The following is an 18329-nucleotide window of genomic DNA, read 5'->3' as shown; positions in this document are numbered from 1 at the left end:
TCTTCAGGTCTATGGCCGGAGGGCGGGCAGAGTCAAGGCAATCTGAAATGAATCACGAGTTTCGTCCCGATCCATACTTTCCGTCCTGGCTATGCCTTTTGACCTTGCTTTCGAAATTCCGCCGGTCAATTCTTCCGAAGCGCGGTGCTTTTGGGTCCCGTGGGTCAGTGCATACGGATTCATGGAAGAGAGGCAGACGATGTCGCCCCGTGTTCAACTCCTGTTCAGGCGTGGGCGGAAGCGTGGCGCCGACCGAGGTCCGCCACCCTCCACGGCACACCCACCGTCACAGGAGACACGCATGTCGCTCACCCGCAGAGATTTCACCGCAAAGTCCGCGATGACCGGTGCCGGGGTCGCGCTGGCGGGCAGCGTCGGCGCCCTCGCCACCGCACCCAACGCCCTCGCCTCCACCGACACCGACGTCGAGAGCGCGGCCGAGCAGTCGGCGTCCGGGCACGGGCACGTCGGTGTCGGCTACGGCCCGCTGGTCACCGACCCGGACGGCCTCCTCGCCCTCCCGGCCGGCTTCAAATACCGCGTCATCACCTACAGCGGCAAAACCAAGCTGGAGTCGGGCGAGTTCACCCCCTCCAACCACGACGGCACGTCCACCTTCGACGGCCCGCGCGGCGCCACCCTCCTCGTCAACAACCACGAGCTGGCCGGCCCCCGCGCCAACTGGCCCCACCCCGTCCCGCTGACCGAGGGCCTCGTCTACGACCCCGCCGCGGCCGGCGGCTGCACGGTCGTCGAGGTCCGCCGCGACCACGTCGCCGAGTGGGTCGGCATCGCCGGCACCGCCACCAACTGCGCGGGCGGCAACACCCCTTGGGACACCTGGCTCACCTGCGAGGAGACCGAGGACAAGGCCGGCACGAACGGCTTCACCAAGGACCACGGCTACGTCTTCGAGGTCGACCCGGTGGACCGCCGCGCCAACAAGAACCCCAAGCCGATCAAGGCACTCGGCCGCTACGCCCACGAGGCCGTCGTCGTCGACCCCAAGCGCGGCCACCTCTACCTGACCGAGGACGCGGCCAACCCGAACGGCCTCCTCTACCGCTGGACCCCGCCCGAGCACTTCCACCACGGCCGCGGCAAGCTCCACACCCTCGCCGAGGACGCGGGCGTCCTCCAGGCCTTCAAGTGCTTCGACTCCGGCGGCCAGTTCGTCGACGACCTCTCCCGCGCCACGAAGATCGGCACGGTCTACGGCGTGGACTGGGTGACCGTCCCCGACCGCGACGCGAAGTCGGTGTCGGTCCGCAAGCAGTTCGCCACCGGCGAGATCACCCGCGCCCGCAAGCTGGAGGGCATGTGGTGGGGCGACGGCGGCACGTACATCGTCTCCTCGTTCGCCCGCACGGAGAGCCCCGTCCAGCACGACGGCGCCGTCTGGTTCTACGACCCCAAGCGCCGCACCCTGACCCTCAAGGTCCTCATCGGCGTCAACCCCGACCCGTCCGTGGACGGCGCCTTCGACGGCCCCGACAACATCACGGTCTCTCCCTACGGCGGCCTCGTCATCGCCGAGGACGGCGAGGGCGTCCAGCACCTCTTCGGCGCGACCGACAGCGGCCGCACGTACCCGATCGCCCGCAACGAACTCAACATCGGCACCGCGGAGAAGCCCGAATACAGCGAGTTCACGGGCGTCACCTTCTCGCCCGACGGCAAGACGCTCTACGCCAACATCCAGACGCCCGGCATCATGCTCGCCATCACGGGCCCCTGGAAGCGCCAGAAGAAGTAATTAATTCGTTCGCCCGAGTCGCGGCCGCCTCCTAGAGTGAAGAACGTCCAGGTGCGAAGGCAGGACCTACTTCCACTGATAATGGGGCGGCCGCGGGTTCGAGTCCCGCCACCGGTACAACGCGCCGGTGTAGCTCAGGGGTTAGAGCACCTACGTCGGTTCCGCCGGCCTTGAACTCTGGACACCACAACTTCATGCACCTCCCGGTGCGCGGGCTGCGGCTACTTCTTCCAAAGAATCCCATGCCGCCGCCGATTTGATCTCGGGAGGCTCGGCATTTGGTGGGTGCCCGGTGCGCAGGCAGCGGATACTTCGGGAACTGGTGGGGGTGAATCCCTCATGCGGGTTCGAATCCCGTCATCGACTCAGGTCGATGTGGCGGAACGGAAGACGCGCCAGTTTATAAGCACCGCAGTCGACTTCGACCTCGGGCACTCTCCCTTTGCCGCTCCTCCCTCCGGAACACCAATGAATTCGGGGGGAATTCACCATGGCGCGATTCAACACCAAGGCGGCGAAGGCGCAGCCCACTTCGCGGGTCACCTCCACGGGCCGAGTACTCCGCACCTACCAGGGCGGCCGAGGCAGTGAGCGGGACGCGCGTTCCGAGCTCTTCCTGCTCGCGGTCTCCAACTTCGTTTCCCAGCAGACCTTCTACGAGTCCGGCGCCGACCGTGACGACCGCTTCGCGACCCTCGTGCGCGAACTCGCCGTCACCGACCCGGCCTGGACCGCCGGCCTCCTCGGCTGGCTGCGCGGCGAGGGCAACCTCCGTACGGCAGCCGTCGTGGGCGCCGCCGAGTACGTGAAGGCCCGCCTCGACGCCGGCGCCACCGACGGCCCCTCGAACCGACAGGTCGTCGACTCCGTGCTCCGGCGCCCGGACGAGCCCGGCGAGCTGCTCGCGTACTGGACCGCGCTGTACGGCCGCAACATCCCGAAGCCCGTCAAGCGCGGTGTCGCCGACGCCGTACGACGTCTCTACGGCGGCACGTCGCTGCTGAAGTACGACACCGCGTCCAAGGGCTACCGCTTCGGCGACATCCTCAACCTGGTGCACGCGGCGCCGGACCCGGACAAGGCGTGGCAGGGCGAGCTGTTCCAGTACGCGCTGGACCGGCGGCACCACCCGGACACCGCCGTACCGCCCGCGTCGAACCGTGTGCTGACCGCGCACCGCGAGCTGATGGCACTGCCGGTCGCGCAGCGGCGCGCGGTCGTCACGGCGGCCGACGGTGCCGAGCGGCTCGCGGCGGCCGGGATGACGTGGGAGGCGCTGGCCGGGTGGCTGCAGGGCCCGATGGACAAGGCGGCCTGGGAGGCGGTCATTCCGTCCATGGGCTCGATGGCGCTCGTCCGCAACCTCCGGAACTTCGACGAGGCCGGCGTCTCGGACGAGGTCGCGGCCCGGGTCGCGGCGAAGATCAGCGACCCGGCGGAGGTCGCGCGCTCGCGGCAGTTCCCCTTCCGGTACCTCGCCGCGTACCAGCACGCGCCCTCGCTGCGCTGGTCGTACCCGCTGGAGCGGGCGCTCGGTCACTCGCTGGCCAACGTGCCCGCGCTGCCGGGCCGCACGCTGGTGCTCGTGGACCGCTCGGGTTCGATGTTCTTCTCGCGGCTGTCCGACCGTTCGGAGCTCAACCGGGCCGACGCGGCGGCGATCTTCGGCACGGCGCTCGCACTGCGGGCGGCGGACGCGGACCTCGTGGAGTTCGGCACCACGAGCAAGCGCCTGACGTTCGGCAAGGGCGAGTCGGTGCTCAAGATCCTGGGCCGCTTCGGCGACCTGGGTGGCACCGACACCACCTCGGCGGTCCGCTCGCACTACCGGAGCCAGGACCGGGTGCTGATCATCACCGACGAGCAGTACGCCTACAGCAGGCACGGCGACCCGACCGAGCAGGTCCCGGCCCACGTACCGGTCTACACCTGGAACCTCGCCGGGTACCGGGCAGGCCACGGCCCGTCCGGCAAGGGCAACCGGCACACCTTCGGCGGCCTCTCGGACGCGGCCTTCCGAATGGTGCCGCTGCTGGAGGCCGCCCGGGACGCGGACTGGCCCTGGGCCGCCTGAGAGGCGAGGCGTGGCCCGCACTTCTACGGGGGGTGCGGGCCACACCCTTGTCCGACGGGAGATTGACATCTAACATTTCAGTTCATGAACGCCCTGCGGCCCGTCCCGCGCACCCTCCTCCGAGACCGCGCCTACGAAGCGATCCGCGACGCCATCGTGGCCGGCGAGATCGAACCCGGCGCGGTGGTGCGGGACGCCGAGCTGGCCGAGCGGCTCGGGCTGTCGCGCGCTCCGGTGCGGGAGGCGTTCTCGCGGCTGGTGGAGGAGGGGCTGCTGGAGAGCAAGCCGCAGAGCTACACCCGGGTGACTCCGGTCGTGGCCGCCGATGTGCGGGACGCCGCCGCCGTGGTCGGGGCCATGCACGAACTGGTCACCCGGGTCGCCGTGCCCCGGCTGCGGGACACGGACCTGGACGCGATGCGCGCGGCCAACGACCGGTTCGCCGCCGCGGTGGCCGCCGGTGACGTGGACGCGGCCCTGCGCGCGGACGACGAACTCCACGACGTGCCGGTGCGGGTGAGCGGCAATCGCGCCGCCGCCGCCACCGTCGCCCGCTACACCCCGCTCATCCGCCGACTGGAGCGACGACGCTTCGGCGAGGGCGGCTCGTGCCGCTCGGCCGGACTGCACGAGCGGCTGATCGAGGCCTGCGCCGAAGGTGACACGGACGGTGCGGTCCGCGTCACGGCCGACATCTGGCACACCCTCGCAGACCTGGCCGACGCCGACTGACCCTGGAGATCCCATGTCCCTTTCCTCGTACGACCGTTACCCCCTCCTCTTCGGCCCCTCGCCCGTCCACCCGCTGGAGCGCCTCACCGCCCACCTCGGCGGCGCCACGATGTGGGCCAAGCGCGAGGACTGCAACTCCGGTGTGGCGTACGGCGGGAACAAGACCCGCAAGCTGGAGTACCTCGTCGCCGACGCCCTCGCGCAGGGCTGTGACACCCTCGTCTCGATCGGCGGCGTGCAGTCCAACCACACCCGCCAGGTCGCCGCCTGTGCCGCCCGCGCCGGGCTCAAGTGCGTGCTGATCCAGGAGAGTTGGGTGGAGTGGCCCGACTCCGTCTACGACAAGGTCGGCAACATCCTGATCAGCCGGCTCGCCGGAGCGGACGTACGCCTGGTCAAGGCCGGGTTCGGCATCGGCTTCAAGGAGAGCTGGGAGCAGGCGCTGCGGGAGGTCGAGGAGAGCGGCGGCAAGCCGTACGCCATCCCGGCCGGTGCCTCCGACCACCCGCTCGGCGGCCTCGGCTTCGCCAACTGGGCCAACGAAGTCGCCGAGCAGGAGCGGGAGTTGGGCGTCTTCTTCGACACCGTGGTGGTGTGCTCGGTGACCGGCTCCACTCAGGCGGGCATGGTCGCCGGGTTCCGTGCGATCGAGGAGGCCGGCGGACGCGAGCGCCGGGTCCTCGGCATCGACGCGTCGGCCAAGCCCGCCGAGACCCGCGAGCAGGTGGCCCGCATCGCGCAGGGCACCGCCCAACTGATCGGCGTCAAGCGTGAGTTGACCCTCGACGACGTCGAGCTGGACGACCGCTACCACGCCGGCATCTACGGCATCCCGGACGAGACCACGCTGGAGGCGATGCGCCTTGCCGCCCGCACGGAGGGGATGGTCACCGACCCCGTGTACGAGGGCAAGTCCATGGCCGGGATGATCGACCTGGTCGCTCGCGGTGAGATCGCCGCCGACTCCACCGTGCTCTACGCCCACCTCGGCGGACAGCCCGCGCTGAACGCGTACAGCGCGCTGTTCTAGGGAGTCCCCCCAGTTTTCTCTAGGCCGTCTCCTCGGCCCCCTCGGTCTTCCTGCCGGTGATCACGAACGCCGACACCAGCAGGGCGGTCAGGGCGATCAGCGCGCCGACGCCGAACGCGCGGGCCGCGCCGTGGACGAGGATGTCGGAGGGCGATCCGGTCGCGTGCCGGGTCGCCGTGCCGAAGACCGTGACCAGGATGGACAGTCCGAGGGTGCCGCCGAGCCACTGGAGGGTTTGCAGGAGGCCGGACGCGGCGCCCGCCTCGCGGGGTTCGATGCCCGCGAGGATCGTCACGTTGAGGGGCATGAAGCTGAGGCCGACGCCCATGCCCATCAGGAACAGGGGGCCCAGCAGGCCGGTCAAGTAGCCGTCGCCGGGGCGGAGTTGCCACAGCCACCCCGCCGCTGCGACGAGCAGCGCCATACCTGTGAGCAGTACCGGCTTGGCGCCGAACCGGGCCAGCAGGCGCGGTACGAAGCGGACCACCGTGAACAACGCCAGGGTCATCGGCAGGAAGGCGAAGCCCGCGCGCAACGGGCTGTAGTCCAGGACCCGTTGGCTGATCAGGGTGAGGAAGTAGAACGCGCCGAACATGCCCGCCGGCAGCAGCAGGACGCCCGCGTAGCCGCCCGCTCGGTTGCGGCTGGTGAACAGGCGCAGCGGCATGATGGGTTGGGCGGCGCGGGACTCGACCAGGGTGAATCCCGCGAGCAGGGCCGCCGCGAAACTGAACCCCAACTGCGCCTGTGTATCGCCCCATCCGTCCGACGAGACCCGGATGAACGCGTACACCAGCGAGGTCATCCCGGCGGTGCCGGTGAGCGCGCCCGCAGCGTCGAACCGGCCCGCGTGGCGCGGGGTTTCGGTGACGAAGCGGGGGAGGGCGAGGGCGACCGCGACGCCGATCGGCACGTTGATCAGCAGAGACCAGCGCCAGGACGCCCAGGAGGTCAGCATGCCGCCGACGACCAGGCCTATCGAGGCTCCGATACCGGCCATGGAGGTGTAGATGCCGAGCGCGTGGTGACGGCGCGGGCCCTCCGGGAAGTTGGTGGTGATCAGGGCGAGGGTGCTGGGCGCGATGAGCGCTGCGCCAACGCCCTGGAGCGCCCGGGCCGAGAGCAGCCAGGCGCTGTCGGTTGCCAGCCCGCCGAGGAGGGACGAGGTCGCGAAGAGCAGCACGCCGATCGTGAGCGTACGGCGGCGGCCGACGATGTCGCCGACCCGGCCGCCCAGCAGGAGCAGCCCGCCGAAGGCGAGCGTGTAGGCGTTGAGGACCCAGGACAGGCCGGTGGGGCTGAAGCCGAGGTCCTTCTGGATGTCGGGCAGCGCGACGTTGACGACGGTGGAGTCGACGCCAACCATCAAATAGGCGGTCACGACGGTGAAGAGGACGGTCCCGAGCCTGGCGGGCCGAGGTGGTGCGGAGAGAGGATCGGTGGTGGTGGACGGTGCGGACGGGGTGGACATGGAGTTCTCCCGGTCTGGCGTCCCCGGCTGAGAGGCGTGCGGGCAGCACGGACTGCCCGTCGACGAACACAGTGATAAGCGGGGACTGTCTCCGTTTAGTACTCGGTAAGATACGGAGAGAGTCCCCGGTTCGCAAGGAGTTGCTGGATGACGCAGGTCAGACCCATGCGCGCGGACGCCCGGCGCAACTACGAGCGGCTGCTGAAGGTGGCGGCCGAGGCGTTCGCCGAGCACGGGGAGAACGCGTCACTCGACGACATCGCCAAGCGCGCGGGGGTCGGCTCGGGGACCCTGTACCGGCACTTCCCGACCCGGCAGGCGCTGCTGGAGGCGGCCTACGTCGACCGGATCGAGGCGCTCGCGTCCCGCGCGGACGAGATCGCGAAGGAACTCCCGCCCGGCGAGGCACTGGTCGAGTGGCTGTACTGGGTCGGCCTCGGCATGATTCAAGTGCGCGGCATGAAGGCCCTGTTGGGCTCGGCCGTCACCGATGGCAGCCAGGCCGCGCTCACGGCGTGCGCCGGCTCCATGAAGGGGGCGGCGCAGCGGCTGGTCGAGGCGGCACAGCGGGAGGGGACCCTGCGCCAGGACGTCGAGCCGATCGAGATCCTGCGGCTGGCCCACGGGGTGTCCACGGCTTCCGAACTGGCGGACGGCCAGGGAAAGTTCATCCGCCGCTATCTGTCCCTGGTGACGGACGGGCTACGGCCCCCGGCCGGGGGCTGAAACGCCGGGCGCCCCTCGAAAGGGGCGCCCACAGCGGTCGTAGGACTGTGTCTGTGGTGGTTACAGCGCTTGGGCCGCCGGCTTCACCATGCCGCGCACCGTGCGGGACTTCACGAAGTCGCCCATCGCGGTCATGTCCCACTCGCCGGAGAACTGCTTGACCAGCTTGGCCATCATCACGCCGGTCTGGGCCTCGGCGTTGGTGAGGTCGAAGCGGACCAGCTCCTCGCCGGTCGCGGCGTCCAGGAGGCGGCAGTAGGCCTTGGCGACCTCGGTGAACTTCTGGCCGGAGAAGGAGTTGACCGTGAAGACCAGGCCGGTGACCTCCTGGGGGATGCGGCCGAGGTCGACCACGATCACCTCGTCGTCACCGCCGCCCTCGCCCGTGAGGTTGTCCCCGGAGTGCTTGATCGCGCCGTTCAGGATCGACAGCTTGCCGAAGTAGCAACTGTCGACGTGGTTGCGCTGCGGGCCGTAGGCGATGACCGAGGCGTCCAGGTCGATGTCCTTGCCGCGGTACGCGGGCTCCCAGCCGAGGCCCATCTTGACCTGGGAGAGGAGTGCGCGGCCGCCCTTGACCAGGGACACCGTCTGGTTCTTCTGGAGGCTGACGCGGCCCTTGTCGAGGTTGATCTTTCCGGCGCCGAGCGGGGGCGCGGCGGGCGGGGCCGGGGGAGCGGCGGGTGCCGGGGGTGCCACCGGGGTCTGCACCGTGGGGGTCGGCGGGGCCACCGGTGCCGGAGCCGCTGCCGGTTCCTCCACCGAGACGCCGAAGTCGGTGGCGATGCCCGCCAGGCCGTTGGCGTACCCCTGGCCGACCGCGCGGGCCTTCCAGGCGCCGTTGCGGAGGTAGATCTCGACGACCACCAGCGCTGTCTCCGCGCCGAGCTGCGGGGGCGTGAACGTGCCCAGGACGCTGTTGTCGTCCGCGTTGCGGATCGTCGCCGTGGGCTCGATGCCCTGGAAGCTCTGGCCGGCCGCGTCCGGGCTGGCGGTGACGACGATCTTCTCGATGCCCGGCGGGACGGCGCCGGTGTCGACGATGATCGCGTCGGGTGCCGTACCGCCGCCGGAGCGGTAGGTCACGCCGGGGCCCGTCGGCTGGTTGTAGAAGATGAAGTCGTCGTCGGAGCGCACCTTGCCGTCGCCCGTGAGCAGCAGGCCCGATACGTCGAGCCGCACCGGGGCGGCGACGTCCACCGTCACGCGCGCGGCGGAGAGAGGGATGTTCGAGCCGGGGGTCATAGCTGTCATGGTTGGTGAACGACCGAGACCATTTTGCCGTTCCCTTACCAAGCGGCCAATTGGTGGAACCCCGGAACCCCGGCCCGAACGCTTCCGATTACCCCTGATTCCCTAGGGAATCACCACGATCTTCCGCCCCACCCCCGCCGCGAACTGCTCCAGCGCCTCCGGATACCGCTCCAGCTCTATCCGGTCGCTGATGAAGATCTCCGGGTCGAGGACCCCGTTCGCGAACAGCTCCGCCGCCCGCTCGAAGCTGTGCAGCACCGCCATGGAGCCGGTGATGGTGATCTCCTGGTTGTAGATGCGGTACGGGTCGATCGACACCCGGGTCGCGTAGTCGGCCACCCCGAACTGGAGGAACGTGCCCGCCTTCGCCACCCGCTCCAGGCCGTCCTGGATCGCCGCCGCGTTGCCGGTCGCGTCGACCACGAGGTCCCAGCCCTGCGGCCGGTCCAGCTCGTCCGCGTTCGCCGCCGAACCGGAGACACCGAGGGTGCGGGCGGTCTCCAGGCGGGCCGGGTTCAGGTCCACGATGTCGACGCTGGCCGCGCCGGTGCGCTTGGCCAGCTCCAGCATCATCAGGCCCATGGTCCCGGAGCCGTAGATCAGGACGTGTGCGCCGAGGCGGGACTTGAGGACGTCGTAGCCGCGCACCGCGCAGGAGAGCGGTTCGACGAGGGCCGCGTCCGCGGTGCGAACGTGCTCGGGCAGCTTCACGCAGTTCGCCACCGGGGCCACCGCGTACTGGGCCGCGCCGCCCGCCGTGGTGACGCCGATCGCGGCCCAGCGTTCGCAGAGGTTGTTGTGGCCGTTGCGGCACTGCCGGCACTCGTAGCAGTAGAGAGACGGGTCCACGGCCACCTGGTCGCCGACCGAGACCTCGGTGACCTGGGTGCCGACCGCGACGATCTCGCCGGCGAACTCGTGGCCCGGCACGATCGGCAGCTTGGGCGCGAACTCGCCCTGGAGGATGTGCAGATCGGTGCCGCACAGCCCGCAGGCGGCGACCTCGACGACGACCTCGCGGGGGCCCGGCGTCGGGTCCGGGACCTCGGTGACGACGGCGCGGCCCACGGACTCGATGACGGCGGCCTTCATTTGACGGCTCCCAGGGAGAGGCCCTGGACCAGCTTGTCCTGGGCGGCGAACCCCGCGGCGAGCACCGGCAGGGAGATGACGAGCGACGCGGCGCACACCTTCGCCAGGAACAGGCCCTGACTGGTGATGAAGCCGGTCAGGAACACGGGGGCGGTCTCGGCGACGACGCCCGTGAGGACCCGGGCGAACAGCAGCTCGTTCCAACTGAAGATGAAGCAGATGAGAGCTGTTGCCGCGATACCCGGGAGGGAGATCGGGGCGACCACGCGCGCGAGGATGGTCGGCAGCCGGGCGCCGTCGATCTGTGCCGCCTCGATGACGGCGACCGGGACCTCGGCGAGGAAGGACTGCATCATCCACACCGCGATCGGCAGGTTCATGGAGGTGTAGAGGATGACCAGGAGCCAGATGTTGTCCAGCATCCCGGCGTTCTTCGCGAACAGGTAGATCGGCAGCAGGCCCGCCACCACCGGGAGCATCTTCGTGGACAGGAAGAAGAACAGGACGTTGGTCCACTTCTTCACCGGGCGGATCGACAGCGCGTAGGCCGCCGGGAACGCCAGCAGCAGCACGAAGAGCGTCGAAGCCACGGACGCGACAAGGGAGTTGACCAGCGCGGGCCAGGGGCTCGCGCCGCCGCCCGTGCCGAAGAACTCCCGGTAGCCGTCCAGGGTGAGGGCGGCCCCGAACGACGGCGGGTTGGTCGCCGCGTCCGTCTCCGAGTGGAAGGACGTCAGCGCCATCCAGGCGATGGGCAGGAAGAACACGATGCCCAGGAGCCAGGCCACCAGGCCGAGGCCCGCGCCTTTTCGGCGGGCACGCACGCGTACGGCGATGCTGCTCATGCGCGGGACGCCTCCTCACGGAACAGGGACGACACGACGCGCAGGGCGAAGGTCGCGATGATGATCGAGCCGATGACGACCAGGACGCCGGCCGCCGAGGCGAGGCCGTTCTCGTGGGCCTGGTAGAAGCTCTGGTAGACGGTGTAGGGCAGGTTGGCGGTGCCCAGGCCGCCGGACGTGATGGTGAAGACCGCGTCGAAGTTCTGGACGATGTAGATCGAGCCCAGCAGGGCGCCGAGTTCGAGATAGCGGCGCAGGTGCGGCAGCGTCAGATAGCGGAAGACCTGCCAGTCGCTCGCGCCGTCGACCTTCGCGGCCTCGATCTGCTGGTGGTCGCGGCTCTGCAGCCCGGCCAGCAGGATCAGCATCATGAACGGCGTCCACTGCCACACCAGCGAGGCCTCGACCGCGAGCAGCGGGGTGTTGGAGATCCAGTCCGGCTGTGGGCCGCCCACATAGTGCAACAGCCCATTGAGCAGGCCGTATTCAGGGTTGTAGAGCACATGCTTCCAGAGCAGGGCCGCGGCCACCGGCACCACCAGGAAGGGTGCGATCAGCAGCGTGCGGACGAAGCCCCGGCCCCGGAACTTACGGTCAAGGAGCAGCGCGAGCAGCAGGCCGAATACCAGGCTGGCCAGCACCACCGCGACGGTGAGCAGGATGGTCGTCCACACCGAGTGGCGCAGGTCGGCGTCGGTCAGGACCTGCTGGTAGTTGTCGACGCCGGTGAAGTGGCGGGCCTTCGGATAGAGCGCGTTCCAGTCGAAGAAGGAGATCACCAGCGTGGCCACGAACGGGAGTTGGGTCACGACGATCATGAAGACCAGGGCGGGGAGCAGCGGGGCGCGGGTGGCCCAGGCGCGCAGCTTGTCCGATGGCTGTCGCGCGGTGCGGGTCGGAGTGGCGGCCAGACGGGCCGTTGTCGTGGCGGTCATCGTCCCTCGTACTCCTTGGAGATCTTCTCGGCGAGTTTCTGGGACTTCTTCAGGGCCGAGTCGACGGACTGGCGTCCGGCGATGGCCGAACTGATCTCCTGGGAGACCTTCGTGCCGAGGTCGGTGAACTCGGGGATGTCGACGAACTGGATGCCGGGCGCGGGCCGCGGCTGCACGCCGGGGTCGTTGGGCTTGGCGCCCTCGATGGCCGCCTTGGTCATCTCCTGGAAGGCGGCGGCCTCCTTGACGTAGTCCGGGTTCGTGTACGTCGAGGCGCGCTTGCCGGCCGGCACGTTGGACCAGCCGTCCTTCTCGCCGACCAACTGCTCGTACTGCTTGCTGGACGCCCAGGACACGAACTTCCAGGCCTTGTCGGAGTTGTGGGACGCCTTCTGGATGCCCCAGGCCCAGGTGTAGAGCCAGCCCGAGGAGTCGGTCTTCTCGACCGGGGCGGGGACGTATCCGATCTTGCCCTTCACCGGGGAGCCCTTGGCCTCCAGCGAGCCCGCCGCCGAGGTGGCGTCGTACCACATGGCGACCTTGCTCTGGGTGATGTTGTTGAGGCACTCGGCGAAGCCGGACTGGGCCGCGCCGGACTCGCCGTGCTTGCGGACGAGGTCGACATAGAACTTCGTCGCCTGCTCGAACGCGGGGGAGTCGAGCTGCGCCTTCCAGTCCTTGGTGAACCAGGTGCCGCCGAAGGTGTTCACGACGGTGGTCAGGGGTGCCATCAGCTCGCCCCAGCCGGGCAGCCCGCGCAGGCAGATGCCCTTCATGCCGGGCTTCGAGCCGTCGACCTTGGCGGCTATGTCGGCCACCTGGGTCCAGGTCGGGTGCGCGGGCATGGTGAGGCCCTTGTCGGCGAGCACGTCCTTGCGGTACATCAGGAAGGACGACTCGCCGTAGAACGGCTGCCCGTAGAGCTTGCCGTCGTCGGCGGTCAGGGACTCCCGCATCGGCTTGAGGATGTCCTGCTCGTCGTAGGCCGGGTCCTTCGCCACGTACGAGTCCATCTCGTGCAGCCAGCCGTTGCGGGCGTAGATCGGGATCTCGTAGTTGGAGAGGGTCGCCACGTCGTACTGGCCGGCCTGGTTGGCGAAGTCCTGGCTGATCTTGTCGCGGACGTCGTTCTCGGGCAGCACCGTGAAGTTGACCCTGATGCCGGTCTCCTTCGTGAAGTTCGGTGCCAGCTTCTGGAGTTCGGTCATCTGGGGGTTGTTGACCATCAGGACGTTGATCGAGTTGCCGCCTGATCCGGCGCCGCCCGCTCCGACCCAGCAGCCGGAGAGCAGCGGGGCGAGCAGCGTCCCTACGGCGGCCAGGGCGAGCGTGGCTCGCGGCGGCCGTCGTCGGCTCTGGGTTCGCATGGATCGCTCCTGCACGTATGGGGAGAAAAAGGGTGCGCACGGGAACGGCACACCCCTGGTGGGTGAGTTGGGTTTTCAAACGGTGTGTTGACGGCGTGCTAGACGCGGATGACCTGTGGCCCCAGCAACGAGTAGCGGTGGGCTTCGGCCGACGGGAGCAGCGTGCTCGTGACGATCGTCTCCAGGGCGCCGATCTCGGCGAACCTGCAGAAGCTGACCGCCCCGAACTTGGTGTGCACCCCCGCGAACACGGTGCGCCGGGAGGCGCGGACGGCCTGTGCCTTGACCTCGCTCACGGCGGGGTCGGGCGTGGTCAGGCCCTGTTCGCGGGAGATGCCGTTGGCGCCGATGAAGGCGAGGTCGAGGACGAAGCCGGCGAGCATCTTCGTCGTCCAGTGGTCCACGGTCGCCAGCGTGCCGTGCCGGACCCGGCCGCCGAGCAGCAGCACCGAGGTGTTCTCGGACTCGGCGAGCACACCCGCGACGGGCAGGGACGCGGTGACCACGGTCAGCGGCCGGTCCCTGGGCAGCGCCTCGGCGATGAGCTGGGGGGTGAAGCCCTCGTCGACGAAGACGGTCTCGGCGTCCCCGAGCAGCTCGGCCGCGGCGGCCGCGATCCGGCGCTTCTCCGGGACATGGCTGGTGGCGCGGAAGGCGAGCGTCGTCTCGAAACCGGCGCTCTCCACGGGATAGGCCCCGCCATGGGTCCTGCGGACCAGCCCGTGGTCCTCCAGGGCGCGCAGATCGCGCCGTACGGTCTCCTTGGCCACGCCCAGCTCGGCGGCGAGCGCGGTGACGTCGACCGAGCCGGTGCGGCGCGCGGCGCGCACGATCTCCCGCTGACGTTCCTCCGCCGAACTCGCGCTCATGGCCGACACCGCCTTCCCGCTCACCTGGAGTACTGCCCGTTCGGGCCCGGTGGGACCCTTGGGGGAAGTTCTACAGCCGGTGCGCGGCACTGACCAGGCCTGTTGCAGGCCCGATGCTGCCCGTGTGTGACCGTTTACCGTGCGGTGTGTCCGTCGCGGACCTGCGCCGCTGTCCGCCGGGGCGTGAGATCGGGCAGCGTCCGTGCCCGAACATGCCGGCGGGCGGGCCCGTTCGGTGCCCGCCCGCCCCCGTGGAGTTCCTTTTCCGGTCAGTACGGCCAGATCGGCGGGTCGTTCACGAAGTGGCCGCCGAGATACGCGTGCGCCTCGACGTCCGGCTCCAGCTCGCCCTGCTCGGCGATCAGCTTCTCGGCGTACGGCTCGGAGTCGTCCCGAGGCTCGTAACCGAGCGCCCGCGCGGTCGACAGGTCCCACCACAGGCGGGTGTTGGCGGAGGAGCCGTAGACGATCGTGTGCCGTACGTCCTCGGCGGTCAGGGCCGCGTGGAAGAGGCGGGTGCCGTCGGCGGGGCTCATCCAGATCGACAGCATGCGCACGCTGCTGGGCTCCGGGAAGCAGGAGCCGATGCGCACGGAGACGGTCTCCAGGCGGTGCTTGTCCCAGTAGAGCTGCGCCAGGTCCTCGCCGAAGGACTTGGACAGGCCGTAGAAGGTGTCGGGGCGGTGCGGGGTGTCGATCGGGATGAGGGGGTCGTCCCCCTGGGGCCTCGGTGTGTAGCCCACCGCGTGGTTGGAGGAGGCGAAGACGACGCGGGGGACGCCCTCCTCGCGGGCGGCCTCGTAGAGGTTGTACGTGCCCTCGATGTTCGACGCGAGGATCTTGTCGAAGGAGGCCTCCAGGGAGATGCCGGCGAGATGGATGACCGCGTCGACACCGCGCACGGCCTCGCGGAGCGCCGCCCGGTCGGAGAGGTCGGCGGTGATCGCGTCCGGCTCGCCCTCGATCGGGCGCAGATCCAGCAGCCGCAGCTCGTAGCCGTACGCGGGGAGCAGCTCCCGCATCAGGGTGCCGAGCCCGCCTGCGGCGCCGGTGAGCAGAACGGTGCGGGGAGCGGGCATCCTCGGTCTCCTAGGGGCGTCGGCTTCATCTGTGAACAGCATTCATATGCATGGACAAGCTAAGGATCGTCCGCCGTGCCCGTCAAGTGTGGCGTGGACCTGGGAAATCCGCTTCCTTCTTGCTCATTTGCCTGCTTGACCCACCCTGAGGCAGATCCTTAGGGTGGGGCTGTTCAGAAATGTAGACGTTGATCAGAAGAACGCACGCGCCTGTTTCAAGGGAGAGCCCGTGACGCCAGCCCCTCTCGCCGACCGGCTCAGTATCCCCAGCGGGCCGCTCTTCTTTCCCGTCACCGCGTACGGCCCCGACGGCTCCGTCGATCTCGACGTCTACCGCGCGCATGTCCGCCGGGGCGTCGAGGCCGGTGCCGCCGCCGTGTTCGCGTGCTGCGGCACCGGGGAGTTCCACGCGCTGCTGCCCGAGGAGTTCGAGGCGTGCGTGCGGGCCGCCGTGGAGGCGACCGGGGGCCGGGTGCCGGTGGTCGCGGGCGCGGGCTACGGCACCGCGCTCGCCGTACGGTACGCACGGCTCGCGGAGAGCGCCGGGGCGGACGGGCTGCTCGCGATGCCGCCGTACCTGGTCGTCGCCGGGCAGGAGGGGCTGCTGCGGCACTACCGGGAGGTGGCCGCGGCGACCGCGCTGCCCGTCATCGTCTACCAGCGCGACAACGCCGTGTTCACCCCGGCCACCGTGGTCGAACTCGCCCGCACCGAGGGCGTCATCGGCTTCAAGGACGGCCTCGGCGACCTCGACCTGATGCAGCGGATCGTGAGCACCGTACGCACCGAAGTCCCTGGCGACTTCCTGTACTTCAACGGGCTGCCGACCGCCGAACAGACCCAGCTCGCCTACCGGGGCATCGGTGTCACCCTCTACTCGTCCGCCGTGTTCTGCTTCGCCCCCGAGATCGCGCTCGCCTTCCACCGGGCGCTCGCGACGGGCGACGACATCACGGCCAACCGCCTCCTGGACGGCTTCTACCTGCCGTTCGTCGACCTGCGCGCCCAGGGCCGCGGTTACGCCGTCTCGCTCGTCAAGGCGGGCGTGCGCATGCGCGGCCTGGACGTCGGCGAGGTCCGCCCGCCGTTGACCGAACCGACCGAGGACCACGTCAAGCAGCTTGCCCAACTCATCGAGCGCGGCTACACGTTGATCGATACGTTGACCGGGACGTCGATCGAGGAGGACGCGTGAAGGCATCGGCATTCGTCTACCCCTGGGACGTCAACGGCGACCCGGAGGCAGGCGACAGGATCGCCGAACTCGGCGTCCAGCAGGCGACCTTGGCCTCCGCCTATCACTCCACGCGCGCGTTGACCCCCCGCCACCCGCGCCACCGCGTCGTCACCGCCGAGCACGCGGCCGTCCTGTACCCGCCGGACTCCCGTTGGCAGGGACGGGAGTTGAGGCCGTACCCGGCCGGCGACTGGGCTCCCGGCGACGCCTACGGGGAGGCCGCCGCCGCTCTCACCGGCGCGGGCCTGGACGTGCACACCTGGGTCGTGCTCGCCCACAACTCCCGCCTGGGCGCGGAGCATCCGGACACCTCGGTGGTCAACGCCTACGGCGACCGCTACCCCTGGGCACCCTGCATCGCCCAGCCCGCCACGCGCGCGTACCTCGTCGACCTCGCCGCCGAGGCGGCCGTACGCCCCGGTGCGCGCGGCACCGAACTGGAGTCCCTCGGCTGGTACGGCCTCACCCACCTGCACGCCCACGACAAGACCGGGGGCATCCCCCTCGGGGACGCGGGCCAGTACCTGATGGCACTCTGCTTCTGCCCGACCTGCCGTCAGGGCTACGGCGAACAGGGCCTCGACGCCGAGGAGTTGGCGGCGGTCGTACGCGCCGCGCTGGAACCGGTGTGGCAGGGGGCGCCCTCCGACGGGGGCTGGGCGGGGGTCGGGAAACTCCTCGGCGAGGCGAACGCGACGGCCACGCGCGCGTGGCGCGACGACAGGGCCCGCACCCTCCAGGAGACGGCGGTCGCGGCGGTCCGGGCGGCCGCACCCGTCGGCTTCCAGGTGCTGCTGCACGCGGACCCGGAGTCGTACCACTGCGGCGCCAACGTCGGCGTGGACCCCGGGCACATCCTCGCGGTGGCGGACGGTGTGGTCGTCCCCTGCACGGGCGGTGCGGGTCTGCTGACCCCGTTCGCCGAACAGGGCCGGGACGGCGCGGTGCTGGCCGCCAACTTCACGGTGGTCTCCGGGATGGGGGGACGCCCGGGGGCACTGGGCGCGGACGCAGCGCGCGCACGGGAACTCGGCGCGACCGAACTGCGGCTCTATCACGCGGGGTTGGCGTCGGAGGGGGACTTGGCGGCGGTGCGGGAGGCGCTGGCCGGGTGCTGAGGCGGGGACGGCCGGGCCCACGGGACACCACCCCGCGTCGCGATCCCGTACGGGGCGGCGCGGGCGGGCGATGAGTTTCGGGGCCGCCGCCGGTCTACCCCACGAGTGGAGACCGAACCCCGGAAGGAAAGCGCATGACCGACAGCAGCTTCGACCTCGGCCCGCAGACCCGCGTCGTCGCCCGCCTCGTCGAGGGCGTCACCGACGAGCAGCTCAGGGAGGTGACCCCGTGCCCCGGGACCGCCGTACGCAACATGCTGGGGCATCTGCTCGGGCTGTCCGTCGCCTTCCGTGACGCCGCGCGCAAGGACCTGGGCGTCATGACGGACACCGCACCGGACACCGGCGCCTCCGACATCGGCCCCGGCTGGCGCGAGGACTTCCCCAAGGTCCTCGACGGACTCGCCGAGGCCTGGCGCGACCCGGCCGCCTGGACCGGCATGACCCGCGCGGGCGGCATCGACCTCCCCGGCGCGGTCGCCGCCGCCGTCGTGGCCGACGAACTGGTCATCCACGGCTGGGACTTGGCCGTGGCCACCGGCCAGCCCTACGAACCCGACCCGGCCGCGCTGCGGTCGTCGTACACCTTCCTGCTGGCGGCGGCCGAGGACCCGACCGGGGGCGGGGGCATCTTCGGACCGGTGGTCCCGGTACCGACGGACGCACCCCTGCTGGACCGGGCGGTGGGCCTGAGCGGACGGGACCCGGGCTGGAAGCCGTAGGAGTCGCGGAGGGACGCGGGAC

16 protein-coding genes are annotated in these 18329 nt (G+C 70.2%); 8 read left to right on the top strand and 8 right to left on the bottom strand.

What is annotated here, in order from left to right:
- Positions 1-301: 301 nt before the first annotated feature.
- From OG223_RS14010 to OG223_RS13995, 4 genes are all read left to right on the top strand, one after another.
- Complete coding sequence (locus OG223_RS14010; protein ID WP_329247319.1) at positions 302-1756, top strand: alkaline phosphatase PhoX; 1455 nt, start codon at positions 302-304, stop codon at positions 1754-1756.
- Positions 1757-2246: 490 nt separating this feature from the next.
- Entirely contained in the window at positions 2247-3830 is a 1584-nt protein-coding gene (locus tag OG223_RS14005) for a TROVE domain-containing protein (protein WP_329247316.1), read from the top strand.
- A gap of 84 nt (positions 3831-3914) precedes the next feature.
- Positions 3915-4562: a GntR family transcriptional regulator gene (locus OG223_RS14000; protein ID WP_329247314.1), complete on the top strand. Its 648-nt coding sequence runs from the start codon at positions 3915-3917 to the stop codon at positions 4560-4562.
- Between the two features lie 13 nt (positions 4563-4575).
- Entirely contained in the window at positions 4576-5592 is a 1017-nt protein-coding gene (locus OG223_RS13995; RefSeq protein ID WP_329247311.1) for a 1-aminocyclopropane-1-carboxylate deaminase, read from the top strand.
- A gap of 19 nt (positions 5593-5611) precedes the next feature.
- Here OG223_RS13995 and OG223_RS13990 read toward each other — a convergent pair whose 3' ends face one another.
- The gene (locus OG223_RS13990; protein WP_329247308.1) at positions 5612-7063 is read right to left on the bottom strand and encodes an MFS transporter; all 1452 of its coding nucleotides are present in this window, start codon (positions 7061-7063) and stop codon (positions 5612-5614) included.
- A gap of 147 nt (positions 7064-7210) precedes the next feature.
- On the opposite strand from OG223_RS13990, the gene OG223_RS13985 reads away from it, so the two are divergent.
- Positions 7211-7789 (top strand): TetR/AcrR family transcriptional regulator, encoded by a 579-nt coding sequence (locus OG223_RS13985; protein WP_329247305.1) that lies wholly within the window; start codon positions 7211-7213, stop codon positions 7787-7789.
- A gap of 60 nt (positions 7790-7849) precedes the next feature.
- On the opposite strand, the gene OG223_RS13980 is transcribed toward OG223_RS13985, so the two are convergent.
- The 7 genes from OG223_RS13980 to OG223_RS13950 all read right to left on the bottom strand — a co-directional run bounded on the left by OG223_RS13980 (position 7850) and on the right by OG223_RS13950 (position 15230).
- The gene (locus OG223_RS13980; protein WP_329247302.1) at positions 7850-9034 is read right to left on the bottom strand and encodes a TerD family protein; all 1185 of its coding nucleotides are present in this window, start codon (positions 9032-9034) and stop codon (positions 7850-7852) included.
- Between the two features lie 111 nt (positions 9035-9145).
- Positions 9146-10135, bottom strand: a complete 990-nt coding sequence (locus tag OG223_RS13975) for a zinc-dependent alcohol dehydrogenase family protein (RefSeq protein WP_329247299.1) — start codon at positions 10133-10135, stop codon at positions 9146-9148.
- Positions 10132-10980: a carbohydrate ABC transporter permease gene (locus OG223_RS13970; protein ID WP_329247296.1), complete on the bottom strand. Its 849-nt coding sequence runs from the start codon at positions 10978-10980 to the stop codon at positions 10132-10134. The genes OG223_RS13975 and OG223_RS13970 overlap by 4 nt, the downstream gene beginning before the upstream one ends.
- Entirely contained in the window at positions 10977-11915 is a 939-nt protein-coding gene (locus tag OG223_RS13965) for a carbohydrate ABC transporter permease (RefSeq protein WP_329247294.1), read from the bottom strand. The genes OG223_RS13970 and OG223_RS13965 overlap by 4 nt, the downstream gene beginning before the upstream one ends.
- Positions 11912-13282 carry an ABC transporter substrate-binding protein gene (locus OG223_RS13960; RefSeq protein ID WP_329247291.1) on the bottom strand — a complete coding sequence of 457 codons (1371 nt, stop codon included), beginning with the start codon at positions 13280-13282 and terminating at the stop codon, positions 11912-11914. Before OG223_RS13960 ends, OG223_RS13965 begins: the two co-directional genes overlap by 4 nt.
- A 98-nt stretch (positions 13283-13380) precedes the next feature.
- Positions 13381-14151, bottom strand: a complete 771-nt coding sequence (locus tag OG223_RS13955; protein WP_329247288.1) for a DeoR/GlpR family DNA-binding transcription regulator — start codon at positions 14149-14151, stop codon at positions 13381-13383.
- A gap of 269 nt (positions 14152-14420) precedes the next feature.
- Positions 14421-15230, bottom strand: coding sequence for an NAD-dependent epimerase/dehydratase family protein (locus OG223_RS13950; protein ID WP_329247286.1), 810 nt, complete (start codon positions 15228-15230; stop codon positions 14421-14423).
- Positions 15231-15459: 229 nt separating this feature from the next.
- On the opposite strand from OG223_RS13950, the gene OG223_RS13945 reads away from it, so the two are divergent.
- The 3 genes from OG223_RS13945 (at position 15460) to OG223_RS13935 (ending at position 18307) form a co-directional block, all read left to right on the top strand.
- A complete protein-coding gene (locus tag OG223_RS13945; protein ID WP_329247283.1) occupies positions 15460-16425 on the top strand; it encodes a 5-dehydro-4-deoxyglucarate dehydratase in 966 nt (321 codons plus the stop codon).
- Complete coding sequence (locus OG223_RS13940; RefSeq protein WP_329247280.1) at positions 16422-17585, top strand: hypothetical protein; 1164 nt, start codon at positions 16422-16424, stop codon at positions 17583-17585. Before OG223_RS13945 ends, OG223_RS13940 begins: the two co-directional genes overlap by 4 nt.
- A gap of 134 nt (positions 17586-17719) precedes the next feature.
- Positions 17720-18307 (top strand): TIGR03086 family metal-binding protein, encoded by a 588-nt coding sequence (locus tag OG223_RS13935; protein WP_329247277.1) that lies wholly within the window; start codon positions 17720-17722, stop codon positions 18305-18307.
- Positions 18308-18329 lie beyond the last annotated feature (22 nt).

This window comes from Streptomyces sp. NBC_01478 (assembly GCF_036227225.1).
Lineage (GTDB): Bacteria > Actinomycetota > Actinomycetes > Streptomycetales > Streptomycetaceae > Streptomyces.
The sequence above is the reverse complement of the archived record's forward strand: the minus strand, read 5'-3'. Positions and strand labels throughout refer to the sequence as shown.

What these genes read in the sequence shown, in the direction of transcription:
- OG223_RS14010 (WP_329247319.1), top strand. Translation starts at nt 302, where the DNA reads ATGTCGCTCACCCGCAGAGATTTCACCGCAAAGTCCGCGATGACCGGT.
- OG223_RS14005 (WP_329247316.1), top strand. Translation starts at nt 2,247, where the DNA reads ATGGCGCGATTCAACACCAAGGCGGCGAAGGCGCAGCCCACTTCGCGG.
- OG223_RS14000 (WP_329247314.1), top strand. Translation starts at nt 3,915, where the DNA reads ATGAACGCCCTGCGGCCCGTCCCGCGCACCCTCCTCCGAGACCGCGCC.
- OG223_RS13995 (WP_329247311.1), top strand. Translation starts at nt 4,576, where the DNA reads ATGTCCCTTTCCTCGTACGACCGTTACCCCCTCCTCTTCGGCCCCTCG.
- OG223_RS13990 (WP_329247308.1), bottom strand. Translation starts at nt 7,063, where the DNA reads ATGTCCACCCCGTCCGCACCGTCCACCACCACCGATCCTCTCTCCGCA.
- OG223_RS13985 (WP_329247305.1), top strand. Translation starts at nt 7,211, where the DNA reads ATGACGCAGGTCAGACCCATGCGCGCGGACGCCCGGCGCAACTACGAG.
- OG223_RS13980 (WP_329247302.1), bottom strand. Translation starts at nt 9,034, where the DNA reads ATGACCCCCGGCTCGAACATCCCTCTCTCCGCCGCGCGCGTGACGGTG.
- OG223_RS13975 (WP_329247299.1), bottom strand. Translation starts at nt 10,135, where the DNA reads ATGAAGGCCGCCGTCATCGAGTCCGTGGGCCGCGCCGTCGTCACCGAG.
- OG223_RS13970 (WP_329247296.1), bottom strand. Translation starts at nt 10,980, where the DNA reads ATGAGCAGCATCGCCGTACGCGTGCGTGCCCGCCGAAAAGGCGCGGGC.
- OG223_RS13965 (WP_329247294.1), bottom strand. Translation starts at nt 11,915, where the DNA reads ATGACCGCCACGACAACGGCCCGTCTGGCCGCCACTCCGACCCGCACC.
- OG223_RS13960 (WP_329247291.1), bottom strand. Translation starts at nt 13,282, where the DNA reads ATGCGAACCCAGAGCCGACGACGGCCGCCGCGAGCCACGCTCGCCCTG.
- OG223_RS13955 (WP_329247288.1), bottom strand. Translation starts at nt 14,151, where the DNA reads ATGAGCGCGAGTTCGGCGGAGGAACGTCAGCGGGAGATCGTGCGCGCC.
- OG223_RS13950 (WP_329247286.1), bottom strand. Translation starts at nt 15,230, where the DNA reads ATGCCCGCTCCCCGCACCGTTCTGCTCACCGGCGCCGCAGGCGGGCTC.
- OG223_RS13935 (WP_329247277.1), top strand. Translation starts at nt 17,720, where the DNA reads ATGACCGACAGCAGCTTCGACCTCGGCCCGCAGACCCGCGTCGTCGCC.